Source organism: Brevundimonas sp. ALps5, assembly GCF_058681645.1.
Genome location: NZ_CM178744.1, coordinates 2,911,972 through 2,926,949, shown reverse-complemented (window position 1 = coordinate 2,926,949; position 14,978 = coordinate 2,911,972). Strand labels below are relative to the sequence as shown.

Here is a 14,978-nt window from a genome sequence, read left to right as displayed (position 1 = left end):
AAGCGCCGGAGAGGTTTCCCCCTCCGGCGCTTGATCCCTGAACGCATCCTAGCGGAACAGCGACGTCAGGATTTGCGGCGCCTGGTTGGCGATGGACAGAGCCTGGGCTCCCAGCTGCTGCTTCGTCTGCAGAGCCTGAAGCGTGGCGCTTTCCTTCGCCAGATCGGCGTCGACCAGATTGCCCACCCCCGCTTCCAGCGCGTCCGACAGCTTGCCGACGAACGTGGAGTGCGTGGAAATGGCCTTCGACGCCGTACCCAGACGCGCCAGGGCGCCCGAGACCTTGTCGATGGAGGCGGAGACCAGAGCCAGGGCCGAGGTGGCCTGGGTCGCGGTTCCGATGGTGGTCGTCGCGGTGACGGTGACGTTCGTGGACCCCAGCGCCAGGACTTCCGGCTTGACGGTCAGGGTCGCGGTGCCAGCCGCATTGGCCAGGGCCTGGAAACCCGTGGCGCCGGTCTTAATCAGGTTGATCCCGTTAAAGTCGGCGTTGTTGGTGACCGTGGTGATCTGGTCGCGGATGGCCTTGAAGTCTTCGTTCAGCGCGCTTCTGGACGCCGTCGACAGCGACTTGTCGGTCGCCGCCAGTGCCTTCTCCTTCAGTTGGAGCAAGAGGTCGGAGACCGACTCGCCCGCAGCCAGCGAAACGTCGACAGCGGAACCACCGCGGTCGAGCGAGGATTTCACCGCTCCCAGAGCCGAGATATCGGCGCGTTGCCCCTGGGCGATAGCCCAGATGGCGCCGTTATCCTTCACGCTGGCGACCTTCTTGCCCGTATTGATGCGGGACTGCGTGGTCGCCAGTTGGGCGTTGGTCGCGTTCAGGTTCTGAAGCGCAATGAGCGCGCCAGGGTTCGTATTGACCGAGTTGGCCATGGGGGTGTCCTTCCATTCTGGTCGGGGAGAAAACGGCCTTCTGGCCGTCGAGCCGGTTCTTGGCTCGTCAGGGCACACGCAAGACAAAGGCCAGACCTTGCGGGTCTGGCCTTATGTAAAATCAAGGACTTGTTTCAGCCCTGTATGGTTAACCCGGCATCATGCGCCGGGGACCGGTCAGGATTTGCCGGGCGGAAAACTCCGCCCCGAACGCCGGGGTCAGAGTCGGCCTCAGGCGGCCTGCTGAACGCCCTGGGCCAGGCCCTGCATGATCGAACGGTTGATGTCGATCAGGATCTCGAAGTCGTCCTCGCCGCGCATCACCACCGAGGAATGCTTGCCCACGAAGATGCTGATCGAGATGATCTGGGCGCGCAGGGCCATGGGCATGGAGTTGCCCGGATCGGCGCAGTCGGTGGCCAGGGTCGACCACAGCCGCCGGTTCCAGTCCAGGGCGTCGATACGCGTGGCGACATCCGACGCGTCGACGGCCGCGGCCTGCATCAGCGCCCGTGTCACCTGACCGAACAGGCGATACTCCATTTCACGCGGCGATTCCGCCCGCGTGGCCGCCTGCTTATACGCCTGAAGCATCACTCAACCTTCGTTACCTGGTCTTCGTAGTCCACCAGTTTGCGGGCGGACATCAGGGCCTTGTAGTACTCGCGGGCCATCACGTGCTTGGAGGCGTCGACGCAGTCCTGCATCGCTTCCGGATTGCGCGTGGCCCCCATGAATTCGGTCACCCGACGCACGAACTCGTCGTAGACCTTGGGGGCCGACGTCTCGTCCAGGTACATCATCATGACCGGGAAATAGATGCGTTTGGCGGGGGTGGTGACCTCCTCCAGCTGCATGATGTCCTTCTCACGCAGCACCGAGGCCTTGTTCTGGAGGATCAGCACGCCGCGACGGTCGCCGTTCTGCACGACGGCCCCGTTCAGGACGAACTTCTCACCCGGCTTCAGCGACAGTTTCAAAGGCATCCGGCAGGTCCCCAATCTCACCCGCGCGTCGTCTGTAACGCACGAGGGCCAACACAGATTAAACGGGCGTGGTTAACCATCCCTTGTGAGCCGTTAAGCCAAACTCCGTAGCGAGGGCGATTTCACGTCCCGCAGCGCACGATTTCCCATGTCCGTACTCGCCGCCGATCCTTCTGTTCCCGAAGAAGAAGCCCATGCCCTGATGCCGGTCGCGCAGGGGGCCGTCGGCGACGCCGCCTCGCCCGAGGCCCTGCGCCGCCTGTCGAAGGCCCTGGCCGGCGACCGCACCTCGATCAAGGCCCAGAGGAAGGCGATCGAGACCCTGAAGGCCGCCCTGGCCTCCGTGCGCATGGGCGACTACGCCGGCGGCGCCAACCGCGCCCTCCAGGTGCTCAAGGCCGATGAGCACAACAGCCTGGCCTGGCACGTCCTGGCCATCTGCCGCGAGAAGGGCGGCCATCTGTCCCACGCCCTCACCGCCTACGACGCGGCGCTCAGGCTCAGCCCCGAGAACCCGGACATCGCCCACGACCTCGGTCGTCTGGCCCAGCGCCTCGGTCATCTGGAGATCGCCGAGAAGCTGCTGCTCAAGTTCCTCAACGCCAACCCGGGCCATATCGAGGGCGTCAATAACCTGGCCTGCGTCTATCGCGACCAGAAGCGCTACAACGAGGCCATCGACGTCCTGCGCGACCTGATCCAGATCGAGCCGACCGAGCCGACCCTGTGGAACACCCTGGGCACCGTGCTCAGCGACCAGGGCCAGATGCGCGAATCCCTGACCTTCTTCGAGGAGGCCCTGCGCATCGATCCGGCCTTCTCCAAGGCCCGCTACAACCGCGCCAACGCCCGCCATCCCCTCGGCGACCACGAAGGCGCGCTCGAAGATCTCGACGCCGCCATGCCCGGGGCCGAGACCCCCTATGAGGCCGCCATGATGACCATGGCCAAGGCCCTGACCCTGATGGGGATGGGTCGCCTCAGGGAAGGCTTCGAAGCCTATGAGATCCGCCTCAGCCCCGAGCTGACCGAGGCCATGCACGTCCTCGTCGACTGTCCGCGCTGGAATCCGAAGACGGAAGACATCACCGGCAAGCGGCTGCTGGTCGTCGGCGAACAGGGCATCGCCGACGAGATGGTCTTCGGCACCGTCCTGCCCGACATCGTCGAGGCCGTCGGCCCGACCGGCAAGGTCTTCATCGCCGTCGAGCCCCGCCTCGTCGACATCTACCAGCGCACCTTCCCGACCGCCGTTGTCGGCGGCCACCGCGCCGTCCGCATCGAGGGCCGCCTGACCCGCTTCGTCCCCTTCATGGAGGAGATCGCGGAAAAGGAGGGAAAAGCCGACTGCTGGGTCCCCATGGCCAGCCTTTCCGCCATCTATCGCCAAACCCTCGCCGACTTCCCCGACCGCGACGGCTATCTGGTCCCCGACCCGGTCAAGGTCGCCCACTGGAAGGCGGAGCTGGAGAAACTCGGCCCCGGCCTCAAGGTCGGGCTGCACTGGAAGAGCTCGGTCCTGACCGGCGTGCGCGCCCGATACTTCTCCAACTTCGAACGCTGGGCGCCCGTCCTGACCGCCCCGGGCTGCGTCATGGTCAATCTCCAGTGCGGCGACGTCTCCGACGATCTGGCCGCGGCCGAGGCCGCGGGCGCGAAGATCTGGACCCCGCCGATCAACCTCAAGGACGACCTCGACGATCTGGCCGCCCTGTCCAATGCGCTGGACCTCGTCATCGGCCCGGGCATCGCCGGCACGAACATGGCCGCGGCCTCGGGCGCGCGGACCTGGCTGATCCACGCTCCAGACGACTGGCACCTGCTGGCGACGGACCGCTATCCCTTCTATCCGCGCGTCCGCACCTTCGCCACCGGCGGCTTCGACGGCTGGCCCCGCGCCATCGCCGAGGTGCGTGCGGCCCTGGATCAGGTCGTTAAGTCCGGCTTCTGACGGAACAGCCGCGCTCGGCCGAACGTTCTCCCCTGTAACCAAGCAGGGAGGCGAACCATGCCCGATCTCGATGACGGCCGTGACGATCAGGACCAGTCCGAAACCTTCGACGAGACCCATCTCGACGACGAGGGCGACGGCGACTTCCTGCTCGACGAGGCCGACGACGTCCTCGACGTCACCCAGGCCGAGGGCGACGCCGACGAAGACGACTTCGACGAGGACGATCAGGATCTCGACGACGAACTCGGTGCCTCGGGCATCGAGGCCGAGGCTGACGCCATCCTCGGCGCCGACCGCGAGCGCGTGAACCAGATCGACGCCGAAAGCGACGGCCTGCGCGGCGAGGACGAGGTCGAGCTGGTCTACGCCGGCCTGATGGAGAACGCGCGCGGGGCCCAGGCCAGCGCCGCCCACTGGGAGGCCAAGACCCTCTCCGACGACGACATCGACGACCTCGGCTACGGCCCTGAAGGGTCCGAACAACAGGAGCAAATCCGATGAGCGACATCGAAAAAGCCCGCGAAGACTGCGACACCCAGATCCCTCACGCCCGCCGGGCCGCCCCGCAGAAGGGCAAGCCCGACCAGCTCAAGGACGCCCTCCACGCCGCCGAAGACCGCCAGGAAGCCCTCGTCGACGAAGGCATCGAGGAAACCTTCCCCGCCAGCGACCCGGTGTCGGTCAAGCGGATCAGCTAGGTTACTGTCGTCATCCTCCGGCAAGCCGCGCCTTCGCGGCGCAGACCGGGGGACCCAGCGGCGCCGAAGGCGACCTGTTCGGGCACGATGCTTGAGGAATGCCTTCGCGAAGAGTCCTGCTCACGCAGGCCGCTGGGTCCCCCGGTCTCGCTTTGCTCGCCGGAGGATGACGAAAGAGTTGGCGGCGGTTGGCTAGCATTGATTGGTTCCAAATCATTCACGAATCCAACCCCTTCCCCATCCACACCCCCATTCGGTTCAGCATGCCCGAAACCCGGCGTACACTCCCCGCGCTTCGGGTCTTTGACATCGCTATCCATCAATGCCGCCTGCACTCGCCCTTGCACGCGAGTGCAATCGATGCACCGGGTGCATCAAAATTAAAGCCAAGCCCTTTCAACAGGCTCGACGCCGAACCTCCCACCCCGCCTCCGATTTGCACTCGGAGTGCAAAACTTTTTCCGAGTGCAATGCGCCCCTTGCCACGAACCTTATCGTTGTTAACCCCGGGCTTCGGCGCTAGGCGTGACCGGGACTGACCGGAGCCTTGCATGACCCAGCCGACCGACCGGTTCGAGGGGACCTCGAACTACATCGCCACCGACGACCTCAAGGTCGCGGTCAACGCCTCGGTGGCCCTGCAGCGGCCCCTGCTGATCAAGGGCGAGCCCGGCACCGGCAAGACCGTCCTGGCCTATGAGATGGCCCGGGCCCTCAACGCCCCCCTGATCACCTGGCACGTCAAGTCGACGACCAAGGCCCACAACGGCCTTTATGAATACGACGCCGTCAGCCGTCTACGGGACTCCCAGCTCGGCGAGGAGCGGGTCCACGACGTCCGCAACTATCTGAAGAAGGGCAAGCTGTGGGAGGCCTTCACCTCCCCCGTCCGCCCCGTTCTCCTGATCGACGAGATCGACAAGGCCGACATCGAGTTCCCCAACGACCTGCTCCAGGAACTCGACCGTATGGAGTTCTACGTACAGGAGACCGACGAGACGATCCGCGCCGAGGTCCGCCCGGTCGTGGTCATCACCTCGAACAATGAGAAGGAGCTGCCCGACGCCTTCCTGCGCCGCTGCTTCTTCCACTACATCCGCTTCCCCGACGACCAGACCATGCGGTCGATCATCGAGGTCCACTTCCCCGGCATCAAGCAACGCCTGGTCTCGGAAGCCCTCAAGACCTTCTACGAGATCCGCGACACGCCGGGCCTGAAGAAGAAGCCCTCGACCTCCGAACTGCTCGACTGGCTCAAGCTGCTGATGGTCGAGGACATCGACCCGGAAACCTTGCGCGAGAAGACGCCCAACAAGTTGATCCCGCCGCTGCACGGGGCCCTGCTGAAGAACGAGCAGGACGTTCACCTGTTCGAGCGGCTGGCGTTCCTCAACCGCCGCGAAGGCGCCCGCCCCGGTTCTTGAGAACTGATCGCATTTCATGCCTGACACGGGAACGGACAGGTTTCGTCACGCCGATTACCGCGATTTCACTGGAATGCGCCGGCGTTCCGCGCAGGATAGGCCTGTGAAGAGGACCCTTTCGATGCGCCTGCCCACACTCGTCGCCTGTGCCGCCCTCCTGGCCCCCGCCCTGGCCCTGACCGCCTGTGACAACGACGGCGTGCGCATCTCCACCACCCGCTCCAACAGCGACGCCAAGGGGGTGCTCAAGGTCATCGACGCCCTGCAATGCCCCGACAGCATCGGCTCCCTGACCCGCAAGGGCTCGGCCAGCGCCGACGGCAAGGTCTGCACCTATGCCGGGCCGCGCGGCGCCGAGGTCGAGCTGCATCTGGTCACCCTGGACGGCGATGACGCCGGCCCTGCCCTGAAGCCCTTCGAGGCGGGCCTGCTCAGCGTCATGCCCCAGACCGCCGCCGAGATCAGCCGTTCGGCCGCCGAGGCTGCCCGTGGCGACGCCGAGGCCGCCCGCGCCGACGCCGAGAGCGCCCGGGCCGACGCTGAAGCCGCCAAGGCGGACGCCGAAGCCGGGGCCGACGCCGACAGCGCCCACATCTCCGCCCCCGGCATGCAGGTTGACGCCCAGGGCGACCGCGCCTCGGTCCACATGCCCGGCATCCATGTCGAGGCCAACGGTGACAAGGCCGACGTCCGCATCGGCGGCATCACCATCCGCGCCAAGGACGGCGACGCCTCGGTCAACGGCCATCTGACCGCCGGCGGCAACTCCGACTCGGTCTCCGTCCAGGCCAGCAACGACTCCGCCGAAGTCCGCACCCGCGCCCCCGGCGAGGCCGTGCGCCAGACCTACCTCCTGACCGACAACCGCCCTTCGCCCGAGGGCTGGCGCACCGTCGGCTATGAGGCGCGCGGCCCGCGCGGCGGCCCGATCGTCGTCGCCACCGTCCGCTCGCGCGAGCGCCACGCCGACCGCGTCTTCGACGACGCCAAGGACCTGGTGGCCCTCAACGTCGGGGAATAGAGGCCCCAAAAGATTGAAGTGGCGGCCCTCCCGGGCTTGATCGCGCCGCCGCAATGGGTCACCTGACCTGCCGACAGCAGGATCAACGACTTGGCCGACCCGACCTCAAAGAACGCACCCCGGGCGTGGCAGCGCATGCTGTCGGGCCGCCGTCTCGACCTGCTCGATCCCTCGCCCTTCGACATCGAGATCGAGGACATCGCCCACGGCCTGGCCCGTGTCGCCCGCTGGAACGGCCAGACCATCGGCGAGCACGCCTTCTCGGTGGCCCAGCACTCCTGCGTGGTCGAGGAGATCGCGGTCCATATGAAGCCGGACCTCGACCCCAAATGGCGTCTGGCCGCCCTGCTGCATGACGCCTCGGAGTACGTCATCGGCGACATGATCTCCCCCTTCAAGGCGGCCCTGGGCGTCAGCTACAAGGCCTTCGAGGCCCGCCTGGAAGACGCCATCCACGTCCGCTTCGGCCTGCCGCCCAAGTCGCCGGTGGCCATCAAGACCCTGATCAAGAAGGCCGACCGGGCCTGCGCCTTCTTCGAGGCGACCCAGCTGGCGGGCTTCGGCCGCGCCGAGTCGCTCAAGATCTTCGGCGCCCCGCCGGCGGGCTACGACCTGACCATCGACCCCCTGCCCGCCCCGATCGCCCAGGCCCGCTATCTCGAGCGCTTCCGCGTCCTCGGCGAGGCCGTCGGCATCATGCCCGCCCCCGACGCCTGGCATACGGAGTAGCCATGGCCTTCGGGGGGGAGCACGGCGTCAGGATCAGCCTCTCGGCGGTCGTCATGGCCCTGCGCGATCCGCCGCGCGGCGGACGGCTCTGCGTCCTGACCACCGGCGCGGGCGAGGCCACGGCCCTGCCGTCCGGCCCCTTCGACCCTGCCCATGACCGGACGTTCGAGCTGTCGCTGCGCGCCTTCGTCACCGCCCAGACCGGCTTCCGCCCCGGCTTCGTCGAACAGCTCTACACCTTCGGCGACGCGGGCCGCGAGAGCCCCCGCGCGGCCCCCGGTCCCGACCGGGCTCGCGAGATCTCGGTCGGCTACCTGGCTCTCACGCGCGAGGCCGCGACCGCCGACGCCGCCGAGGCCCACTGGACACCCGTGCTCGAGGCCTTCCCCTGGGAGGACCGTCGCGACCCCAAGGACCCCGCCCGCGCCCTGATCGCCGAGGCCCTGCGCGACTGGGCCGGCGCCGACGCCCGCCGCCTGGCCCGCGCCGAAGGCCTGTTCGCCCTCGCCCCCGGCGCCCGCTGGAACGAGGAGCGGGTGCTGGAGCGCTATGAACTGCTCTACGAGGCCGGTCTGGTCCCGGAAGCCGCCCGCGACGCAGGTCGCGCCGCCAAAGCCGGCCCCACCGCCGCCCTGCCGGGTCTGGCCATGGCTTCGGACCACCGTCGCATCCTCGCCACCGGCCTCGGTCGCCTGCGCTCCAAGCTCAAGTACCGCCCGGTCCTGTTCGAACTGGCCCCCGAGACCTTCACCCTGTCGGGCCTCCAGTCCGCCGCCGAGGCCGTCGCCGGCCTGCCGCTCCACAAGCAGAACTTCCGCCGCGGGGTCGAGCGCACCGGTCTGGTCGAGGCCACCGGCCGCCTCAGCGCCGCCACCGGCGGCCGCCCCGCCGAGCTCTTCCGCTTCACCGGCGCCGACCGCGAGGGCGGCCCCAACGACGGCCACGCCCCCGGCCTCGCCCTCCCCGCCCAACGCTAGCCCAGCGGCCGCGCAAACACCCGCCCGACATAGGGCCGCAGCGGGGGTCCCCATCGGGGAAAGTCTTTAGTTCTCAAGGGAATGAATGGCGGAGAGGGTGGGATTCGAACCCACGGTACCCTTCCAGGCACGCCGCATTTCGAGTGCGGTACATTCGACCACTCTGCCACCTCTCCGCGGTGTCATAATACGCTCGGTCGAAGCGAGCGGCTTCTCTAATCGGCCCCGGCCTGCGCCGCAAGCGGGTACGGAGGATTTTTATGAGGGGGGTGAGCGATGAAATCACTATTCGATCAAAGACCGTCCGATCGGACTCTTCTGATGCGCCAGCTCTAGCAATCCGCAGTGGGCTACCCGGCCCCACGCCCACATACTTCCGTTTAGCGCCAGAAACACTTCGCAGAAAGCGCCAATCATTGCAATAACTGACGATAAACAATGGAAATAAGCTGTAATATAGTAAGATATTCAAACTATATATATATTATCACCAATTTTTACATGGAATGATTCATAAGCACCGAAAGAATCATCGAAAAATATGACCTTTAGTTTATCTTCAAATTCAATATAGAAAGAATGTTTATCTATAGATCCAATACTATTGATTACCAGCCCGATACTATGCGCAAGACGATTATGCGGTAAAATAGATTTTCTCTTCACACCACCCTCCTCTATCAGGATATCTGAAGTAACGGATATGCTAAACTGCCTTTCGAAATTTAGTATGAGGTCACTTGAACCGATGCATAGTTGAACAAATCTTGCCCCAGCTAGGCTAGGAAGCTCATCTTCGAAATCAATGTTATACATCTCGATCCTCAGTAGGCGGGAGTCGGCCTAAGCATATAAGCAAGACCCGCACCAATTGGTCCAAATCTTCCTATAATCGCCAATAACGCAGACCCAATAGGAGGCGAATTATCTGGAAGTGGAACATGAGTCATAGATCTACTTTGAGCACTTGTTACGTTGCTGGGCGGCCTCATCGTAGAAGGGTCAATAGGTTGATTGAATTCGTTTCGCATTTGCCAGTATCCATTCGGGTACTGTTCGGTCGCTGGCATGATTCGAACAGACCATCCCGGCGGGAGAGATTCAAGTGAAGGCGGGGCTTGCGGGGGATTGGTAGGCGTAATGAACTTAGGCGAGGGCTTAGGCCTAGTCACCACTACGTCAGCAACGGGCGTCGCAGGACCATCATAGGTCGAACCACCTCCCGTTCCCCCGAATCCGTTCCCTGCCCCACCAAAGGTCAGCACGCCCGGCGCGAGACCGCCGCCCACGACCTCCTTCTTCTTGCCGCAGACGTCTACGGGAGGAAGGTCTTCGCCTTTTTTCTGCTCACTGGGCTCGCACTTATCAAGGCCCAGCGGATCTACCCAGTTCATCGGATCCCCGCCCACGTATGCATACAGGTTTGCTCCCGCCCCATACCCAATCGGATCGGTCTGCATGAACCGCCCGATCTGGGGCGCATAGGCGCGGGCGCGGTAGTGGTAGAGCTGGGCGTCGGGCAGCCACATCTGGCCGGTGTACTGGAACAGACCGGCGTTAGAGGCCCCCGGGACGCCGTATTCGTCATAGGTGTTGGTGACGAAGGCTGCGCCTGAGCCGTTGGTCAGGGCCACGACCGATTGACGCTCGTCCGACAGCAGCCAGCTGCGGTTGCCGCCGGCGTCATAGCTGGTCACCACATCGTTCAGGCCCAGACCCGGGACATAACGCCCCTGGATCACGCCCGAGCCGTCGTATTCGGCGATGACCTGCTGGCCGTCGTAGAGATAGCGGCGGGTCGTCGAACCGGTCGAGCCGCGCAGACGGCCGAGGTTGTCATAGGTGAAGCCGGCGCTGCCGAACCCGGCCGAGGCCGAGGTCATCTGGCCCAGAGCGTCGTAGCCGTAGGTCGCGCCGGGGACCGAGGTGATCTCGCCCCGGGCGTTGTAGCCCACGCCCGAGCCGTTGATGCTCGTCAGCTGGTTCAGGATATTGTTGACGTAGGCGATCGCCGTCGAGGCCGGGGTGTAGACATAGGCGTTGTTCGACACCGACCGGCTGATAATCTGACCCGCCGGGTTGTAGCCGAAGCCGAGAGTCAGGTCCTGCGCTGTGCCCGCCGGGTCGTTCGTCAGGCTGGCGAGGCGCGAAATCCCGTCATAGGCGTAGCTGGAGTTGGCGCCGTTGTTCCGTGAGGTGAAGGTGCGGCGGCCCAGATTGTCGTAGGTATAGGCAGCCAGAGCCCACGTCGTGTTCCCGTTTTCCCGGATCGTCATCAGATCGTTGGCGACGCTCCAGTCGTAGTTGACATAGAAGCCATCCGGCCATTGCATGTAGGTCCGGCGACCGGCGGCGTCATAACCATAGCTGACCGTGCTCGTCGCGCCGGTCGAAGTCTCCCAGACCTGTTCATAAAGCGGGCGATTGAGGGCGTCGTAGCCCCAGCTCGTCACCCAGGGGGCAGCGGTCGGGGTGTGAACCCATTTCGTCCGGTTCAGATTGTCGTACTCGTAGAACCGCTGAGGCATCGTCGAGGGCGTGTCGGTCGAATAGACCGAACCGAGCCGGTTCAGGTTGTCGATATATATCCCGAAATTCTGACCGGCGCGGTCGCGGTGGTAGGTGAGGTTGCCGGCAGCGTCATAGCCGTATTGCTCATACACTGACGGCGTCGCCGAGGCGCAGGTGGCAGCGCCGGGATAGCACTGGCGGTAGAGCCGGTCGAAGCCGTCATAGGCATAGGTCGAGACATTGCCGTTCCCGTCCGTCAGTGTGGCCGTCTGGCCGTTGGCCGTATAGCTGACGCTCTCGGTCAGGGTCGTCCCCGTGCCGACGCCACTGGTCGAGCTGATCGGGCGGTCGGCGGCGTCATAGGCCATCTGGACGATGCGGTCGGGGCCATACCCGCCGGTGGTCCCCAGCGAACAGGCCGAGGTGGCCGGGAAGCTTCCGAACGCGCCCGGGTTCATCCGCGTCGTCGCGCACTGTGTCCGGCCGGCCGCGTCATAGCCGACCTGCTGCAGGGCCAGGGTGTTCCCCCCCGCGTCCTGCGACCGCGAGACCACCGGGCGGCCCCAGGAGTCATAGTCGGTCGCCTGCTTCTGCAGGACCGAGAAGTTCGACCAGTCCGTGTCGGAATAGCCCGGCGTCGTGCCGGCCTCGGTCAGGGTAACCTGGCCGTTCGCATTGTAGGTGATGCGCTGGGCGCGATTCAGCAGGGCGCCGGCGCCGTCGGGATCCGGGCCGACGATGCCGACCACCTGACGTGCGGTATCATAGCGATACCGGGTGGTGTCGCCCGTGCCGGACAGGGGCCCATCGACCGTCAGGACGTCGCCGTTGGCGTCGTAGGTCGAGGTGGTGGTCGCGGAAAGCGTGCCGCCTCCGTCACCCTGGGTCATGCTGGTCGGCAGAAGGTTGTTCGCCACGCCAGTGGAGCCGTAGACGACCGTGGCCTTCACCTCGTCGATGGTGCCGACGCACGCGGGCGCGGCATTCGTGGCGCAGGCCGAGGTCGACACCGGCAGGGTGATCGAGGAGGTGGCCGCGACGATCACGCCTGAGCTATTCTTGTAGTAGGCCGTCTGGGCCGCATAGCTGATGCGCGTCTGCGGCCGCACCGTCGCCGACGGACTGGGCAGCGGCGCGGTCACGCTCTCCAGCCCGCCGTGGGTTCCGTTCCAGACATAGTCGGTAACATTGCCCCGCTCGTCCGTGGTGGTTAGAGGCCTGTTGCAGGTCACCGGGTTGGAACAGGTCGACGGATAGGCCGCGCTGGTCGTGATGGTCCCCGAACCCACGCTCGGCTTCTCATGCGCGACCGTCGAGATCAAATTGCCCCGGGCGTCATAGGCCAGAACCGTATAGTCGCCCTCGGGGTTGGTGATCTGGTCCAGCCGCCGCTGGCCGTCGTAGTGGTAGGTCCAAGTGCTGCTGACCGGCGGCGAAGCAGAGGTCGTCTGGGTCACGCTAGTGGCGCGGTCGATGGTCTGGTCCGAGATCACCGTCATCGCCTGGCCGAGAGGGCCGGTGACGTTCATGGTCCGGGTCGAGCCGGAGTCCGAATAGCTGTAGTTCCAGGTTCCCGTCGCATCGGTGACGGTGCTCAGCCGCGTCGATCCGCCCGAGCCGGTGTAGGTGATCGTCACATCGTTGGAGGACGAACCGGGATAGCGGATTCCGACAGGGGCGCCGTACAGGCCGTTATAGTAGTAGGTGGTGGTCCGGCCCGACTGGTCGGTGACGGTCTGGTCGCCGCTGGCCGGATAGCCGTAGGTCGCCGAGGGCCAGGTCCGGGAGTAGGTGCAGCTGGCGGCTGCGGGGTCACAGTAGTCGACCGCGGTGTTGACGCCCGTGACGCCGGCGATGGTCATCCAGGCGAGGACCCGGGCGTTGAGCGTCGCGCTTCCCCCGGATCCGGCGATCGTATTGCTCTGATAGACATACTTCAGCATATAGCCGCGATTGTTCGCAATCGACGTCAGGCGCACCGCGGTGCCCGTGACCGGGTTACCGTTGGAATCGACGCTGCGCAGATAGTTCTGGGTCGTGTAGGTGTAGGTGGTCTTTTCGCCCGTCGGATCGGTCACCTCATAGAGGTAGGCGCTGGTGGTGCAGGAGCCGCCGGTCGTCGTGTAGCAGTAGTTGGTCGTGTATTTGACGACGGCGCCCGAGGCGGTGGTGTAGATGTAGTCGGTTCCCGACTGGGTCAGGGTCGCCCCTTGGGCGCTCACCGGCGTATAGACCCCGCCGCTCAGGGTGAAGACCTCGGATTCCACGCCATAGATGACGGTGACGACGCTGGATCCCGCCCCCCTCAGGCTGCCCTGCACCGAGTCGGTCCAGCCGAACTGAAGGTTCTGACGGGCGTGCGACAGCCCCCCTGCCCCCGGCTGGCCGATGACGACATCGGTCGAGCTGTGGTTGAAGATGCCTGTCACGAGGTCCACGCCGCGCGGATCGAGAGTGTAGTGCTCGGGCGGAACGGGCTGGGACGGGCTCTGCGCCACGGCCCTTCCCGTCGCTCCGAAGAGCCCGGCCAGCACGACGATCAGTCCGACGATGGTCCAGTGACGCACGATGTCCCCCCGGGGTGCGGTTAGTCTCGGATCAGGCTGTGCCGGGTATCCGCGCCCGGCGTCGCTGAGGCGGATCGCGGGCTAGTGGCCGCCGGTGCCGGTCGACCAGATCCCCGTGGGTCCGTCGTAGATCACCAGGTTGCCGTCGTTCTGCATGACCAGATGCGCGCCCGGGTGGCCGTTGGTGCCCGACATCCAGACGACCGAATAGTTGGGGCCGTAGAGGACCAGGTTGCCGTCGCCCTGCATGGCCAGGAAGTTGGCCTGGGTGCCATAGGTATTGGCGGCCCAGAGCAGGGTCGATCCCCACCAGACAGCCATGTTGCCGTCGTTCTGCACGGCAAACCGGAACCGGCTGTCGGCCGAGATCAGGTTCTGCTGAAGGACCATCTGCTCGCCCGAGGCCAGGACCCAGGACGTCGCCGGGGCGGAGAAGGTCTGACCCGTCTTGGCCGTACGGTTGGTCGCGCCGTCATAGGTGTAGCTGGTGAAGCTGGAGGTCGAGCCCGCAACGACCCGGGTCGCTCCGCTGAGCCGTCCCTGCGCGTCATAGACATAGGTCTGGGCCGTCTGGGCCGCCGCAGATGATGCGGCCACGAGCCCCGCGAGCGATACCGCCGTCATCAAAATGCGCATGATCAGCCCCTCCAAAACCGAGGGTCACCCGAGCGGCCACTTAACGTCAAGGTAGTGAACCGTGAATTTCTTCGCACGCTGTGAGAGAACCAGGGAAGTGACGCCCCCTCGGATACGGAAAACCCTTATGCATCCTTGCGTTGTTAGAAATTCCTGATCCCGGCGCACATCGCGACGGAGCGATCGGCGATCGACAGGCCCGCTTTCGCACTTGGCAGTCGCCGAAATCCCGTCATTATGCGGGGCAGTAGGGGATTTCCGGATGGGTATGCGCAAGTTGATCAGGCCGTTTTCGCGCGCCTTCCTCGGAGCCGTGGCCGTGGCCGCGCCGGTTGTGGCCAACGCCCAGACCAGTCTGGCCGATCCGCGCGGATCGGGACCAATTGTCTCAGCAGTTCAATGGCTTCAGGGAACACTTCTGGGCACCGTCGCGACCGTGGTGGCGGTCATCGCCATCGCCTGCGTGGGCTTCGGCATGCTGACGGGCCGCATCAACTGGCGCCACGGCGCGGTGGTCATCCTGGGCTGTTTCATCCTGTTCGGCGCGGTGAGCATCGTCGCCGGCATCCGCTCCGCCGCCGTGCTCGGCGGCTGATCTT

14 protein-coding genes and 1 tRNA gene are annotated in these 14,978 nt (G+C 65.3%); 8 read left to right on the top strand and 7 right to left on the bottom strand.

The window, feature by feature from the left end:
* Positions 1-48 precede the first annotated feature (48 nt).
* The 3 genes from ACW172_RS13825 to flbT all read right to left on the bottom strand — a co-directional run bounded on the left by ACW172_RS13825 (position 49) and on the right by flbT (position 1,862).
* The gene (locus ACW172_RS13825; protein ID WP_492032020.1) at positions 49-876 is read right to left on the bottom strand and encodes a flagellin; all 828 of its coding nucleotides are present in this window, start codon (positions 874-876) and stop codon (positions 49-51) included.
* A 231-nt stretch (positions 877-1,107) separates the two neighbouring features.
* Positions 1,108-1,473 (bottom strand): flagellar biosynthesis regulator FlaF, encoded by a 366-nt coding sequence (gene flaF / locus ACW172_RS13820; protein WP_492032019.1) that lies wholly within the window; start codon positions 1,471-1,473, stop codon positions 1,108-1,110.
* A complete protein-coding gene (gene flbT, locus ACW172_RS13815) occupies positions 1,470-1,862 on the bottom strand; it encodes a flagellar biosynthesis repressor FlbT (RefSeq protein WP_207868101.1) in 393 nt (130 codons plus the stop codon). Before flbT ends, flaF begins: the two co-directional genes overlap by 4 nt.
* A gap of 148 nt (positions 1,863-2,010) precedes the next feature.
* Here flbT and ACW172_RS13810 point away from each other — a divergent pair, with 148 nt between their 5' ends.
* The 7 genes from ACW172_RS13810 to ACW172_RS13780 all read left to right on the top strand — a co-directional run bounded on the left by ACW172_RS13810 (position 2,011) and on the right by ACW172_RS13780 (position 8,665).
* Positions 2,011-3,813, top strand: a complete 1,803-nt coding sequence (locus ACW172_RS13810) for a tetratricopeptide repeat protein (protein ID WP_492032018.1) — start codon at positions 2,011-2,013, stop codon at positions 3,811-3,813.
* A 57-nt stretch (positions 3,814-3,870) separates the two neighbouring features.
* Positions 3,871-4,317: a hypothetical protein gene (locus ACW172_RS13805; protein ID WP_492032017.1), complete on the top strand. Its 447-nt coding sequence runs from the start codon at positions 3,871-3,873 to the stop codon at positions 4,315-4,317.
* Positions 4,314-4,514 (top strand): hypothetical protein, encoded by a 201-nt coding sequence (locus ACW172_RS13800; RefSeq protein WP_492032016.1) that lies wholly within the window; start codon positions 4,314-4,316, stop codon positions 4,512-4,514. The genes ACW172_RS13805 and ACW172_RS13800 overlap by 4 nt, the downstream gene beginning before the upstream one ends.
* A gap of 551 nt (positions 4,515-5,065) precedes the next feature.
* Positions 5,066-5,938, top strand: a complete 873-nt coding sequence (locus tag ACW172_RS13795) for an AAA family ATPase (protein ID WP_492032015.1) — start codon at positions 5,066-5,068, stop codon at positions 5,936-5,938.
* A 121-nt stretch (positions 5,939-6,059) separates the two neighbouring features.
* The gene (locus ACW172_RS13790) at positions 6,060-6,959 is read left to right on the top strand and encodes a methyltransferase type 11 (RefSeq protein WP_492032014.1); all 900 of its coding nucleotides are present in this window, start codon (positions 6,060-6,062) and stop codon (positions 6,957-6,959) included.
* A gap of 135 nt (positions 6,960-7,094) precedes the next feature.
* A complete protein-coding gene (locus ACW172_RS13785; protein ID WP_492034981.1) occupies positions 7,095-7,688 on the top strand; it encodes a YfbR-like 5'-deoxynucleotidase in 594 nt (197 codons plus the stop codon).
* Between the two features lie 2 nt (positions 7,689-7,690).
* The gene (locus ACW172_RS13780) at positions 7,691-8,665 is read left to right on the top strand and encodes an NUDIX hydrolase (RefSeq protein ID WP_492032013.1); all 975 of its coding nucleotides are present in this window, start codon (positions 7,691-7,693) and stop codon (positions 8,663-8,665) included.
* Between the two features lie 86 nt (positions 8,666-8,751).
* Here ACW172_RS13780 and ACW172_RS13775 read toward each other — a convergent pair.
* The 4 genes from ACW172_RS13775 to ACW172_RS13760 all read right to left on the bottom strand — a co-directional run bounded on the left by ACW172_RS13775 (position 8,752) and on the right by ACW172_RS13760 (position 14,379).
* A tRNA-Ser gene (locus ACW172_RS13775) sits at positions 8,752-8,841 on the bottom strand.
* Between the two features lie 292 nt (positions 8,842-9,133).
* Positions 9,134-9,481: a hypothetical protein gene (locus tag ACW172_RS13770; protein WP_492032012.1), complete on the bottom strand. Its 348-nt coding sequence runs from the start codon at positions 9,479-9,481 to the stop codon at positions 9,134-9,136.
* A gap of 8 nt (positions 9,482-9,489) precedes the next feature.
* Positions 9,490-13,743: an RHS repeat domain-containing protein gene (locus ACW172_RS13765; protein ID WP_492032011.1), complete on the bottom strand. Its 4,254-nt coding sequence runs from the start codon at positions 13,741-13,743 to the stop codon at positions 9,490-9,492.
* A gap of 81 nt (positions 13,744-13,824) precedes the next feature.
* Positions 13,825-14,379: a hypothetical protein gene (locus tag ACW172_RS13760; protein WP_492032010.1), complete on the bottom strand. Its 555-nt coding sequence runs from the start codon at positions 14,377-14,379 to the stop codon at positions 13,825-13,827.
* A gap of 268 nt (positions 14,380-14,647) precedes the next feature.
* Here ACW172_RS13760 and ACW172_RS13755 point away from each other — a divergent pair, with 268 nt between their 5' ends.
* Entirely contained in the window at positions 14,648-14,974 is a 327-nt protein-coding gene (locus ACW172_RS13755) for a TrbC/VirB2 family type IV secretion system protein (protein ID WP_492032009.1), read from the top strand.
* Positions 14,975-14,978 lie beyond the last annotated feature (4 nt).

Excerpts from the sequence above, each read along its gene's own strand:
- ACW172_RS13790 (WP_492032014.1), top strand. The coding sequence starts at position 6,060 with ATGCGCCTGCCCACACTCGTCGCCTGTGCCGCCCTCCTGGCCCCCGCC.
- ACW172_RS13785 (WP_492034981.1), top strand. The coding sequence starts at position 7,095 with ATGCTGTCGGGCCGCCGTCTCGACCTGCTCGATCCCTCGCCCTTCGAC.
- ACW172_RS13755 (WP_492032009.1), top strand. The coding sequence starts at position 14,648 with ATGCGCAAGTTGATCAGGCCGTTTTCGCGCGCCTTCCTCGGAGCCGTG.
- ACW172_RS13780 (WP_492032013.1), top strand. The coding sequence starts at position 7,691 with ATGGCCTTCGGGGGGGAGCACGGCGTCAGGATCAGCCTCTCGGCGGTC.
- ACW172_RS13760 (WP_492032010.1), bottom strand. The coding sequence starts at position 14,379 with ATGCGCATTTTGATGACGGCGGTATCGCTCGCGGGGCTCGTGGCCGCA.
- ACW172_RS13800 (WP_492032016.1), top strand. The coding sequence starts at position 4,314 with ATGAGCGACATCGAAAAAGCCCGCGAAGACTGCGACACCCAGATCCCT.
- ACW172_RS13770 (WP_492032012.1), bottom strand. The coding sequence starts at position 9,481 with ATGTATAACATTGATTTCGAAGATGAGCTTCCTAGCCTAGCTGGGGCA.
- ACW172_RS13805 (WP_492032017.1), top strand. The coding sequence starts at position 3,871 with ATGCCCGATCTCGATGACGGCCGTGACGATCAGGACCAGTCCGAAACC.
- ACW172_RS13810 (WP_492032018.1), top strand. The coding sequence starts at position 2,011 with ATGTCCGTACTCGCCGCCGATCCTTCTGTTCCCGAAGAAGAAGCCCAT.
- ACW172_RS13795 (WP_492032015.1), top strand. The coding sequence starts at position 5,066 with ATGACCCAGCCGACCGACCGGTTCGAGGGGACCTCGAACTACATCGCC.
- flbT (WP_207868101.1), bottom strand. The coding sequence starts at position 1,862 with ATGCCTTTGAAACTGTCGCTGAAGCCGGGTGAGAAGTTCGTCCTGAAC.
- ACW172_RS13825 (WP_492032020.1), bottom strand. The coding sequence starts at position 876 with ATGGCCAACTCGGTCAATACGAACCCTGGCGCGCTCATTGCGCTTCAG.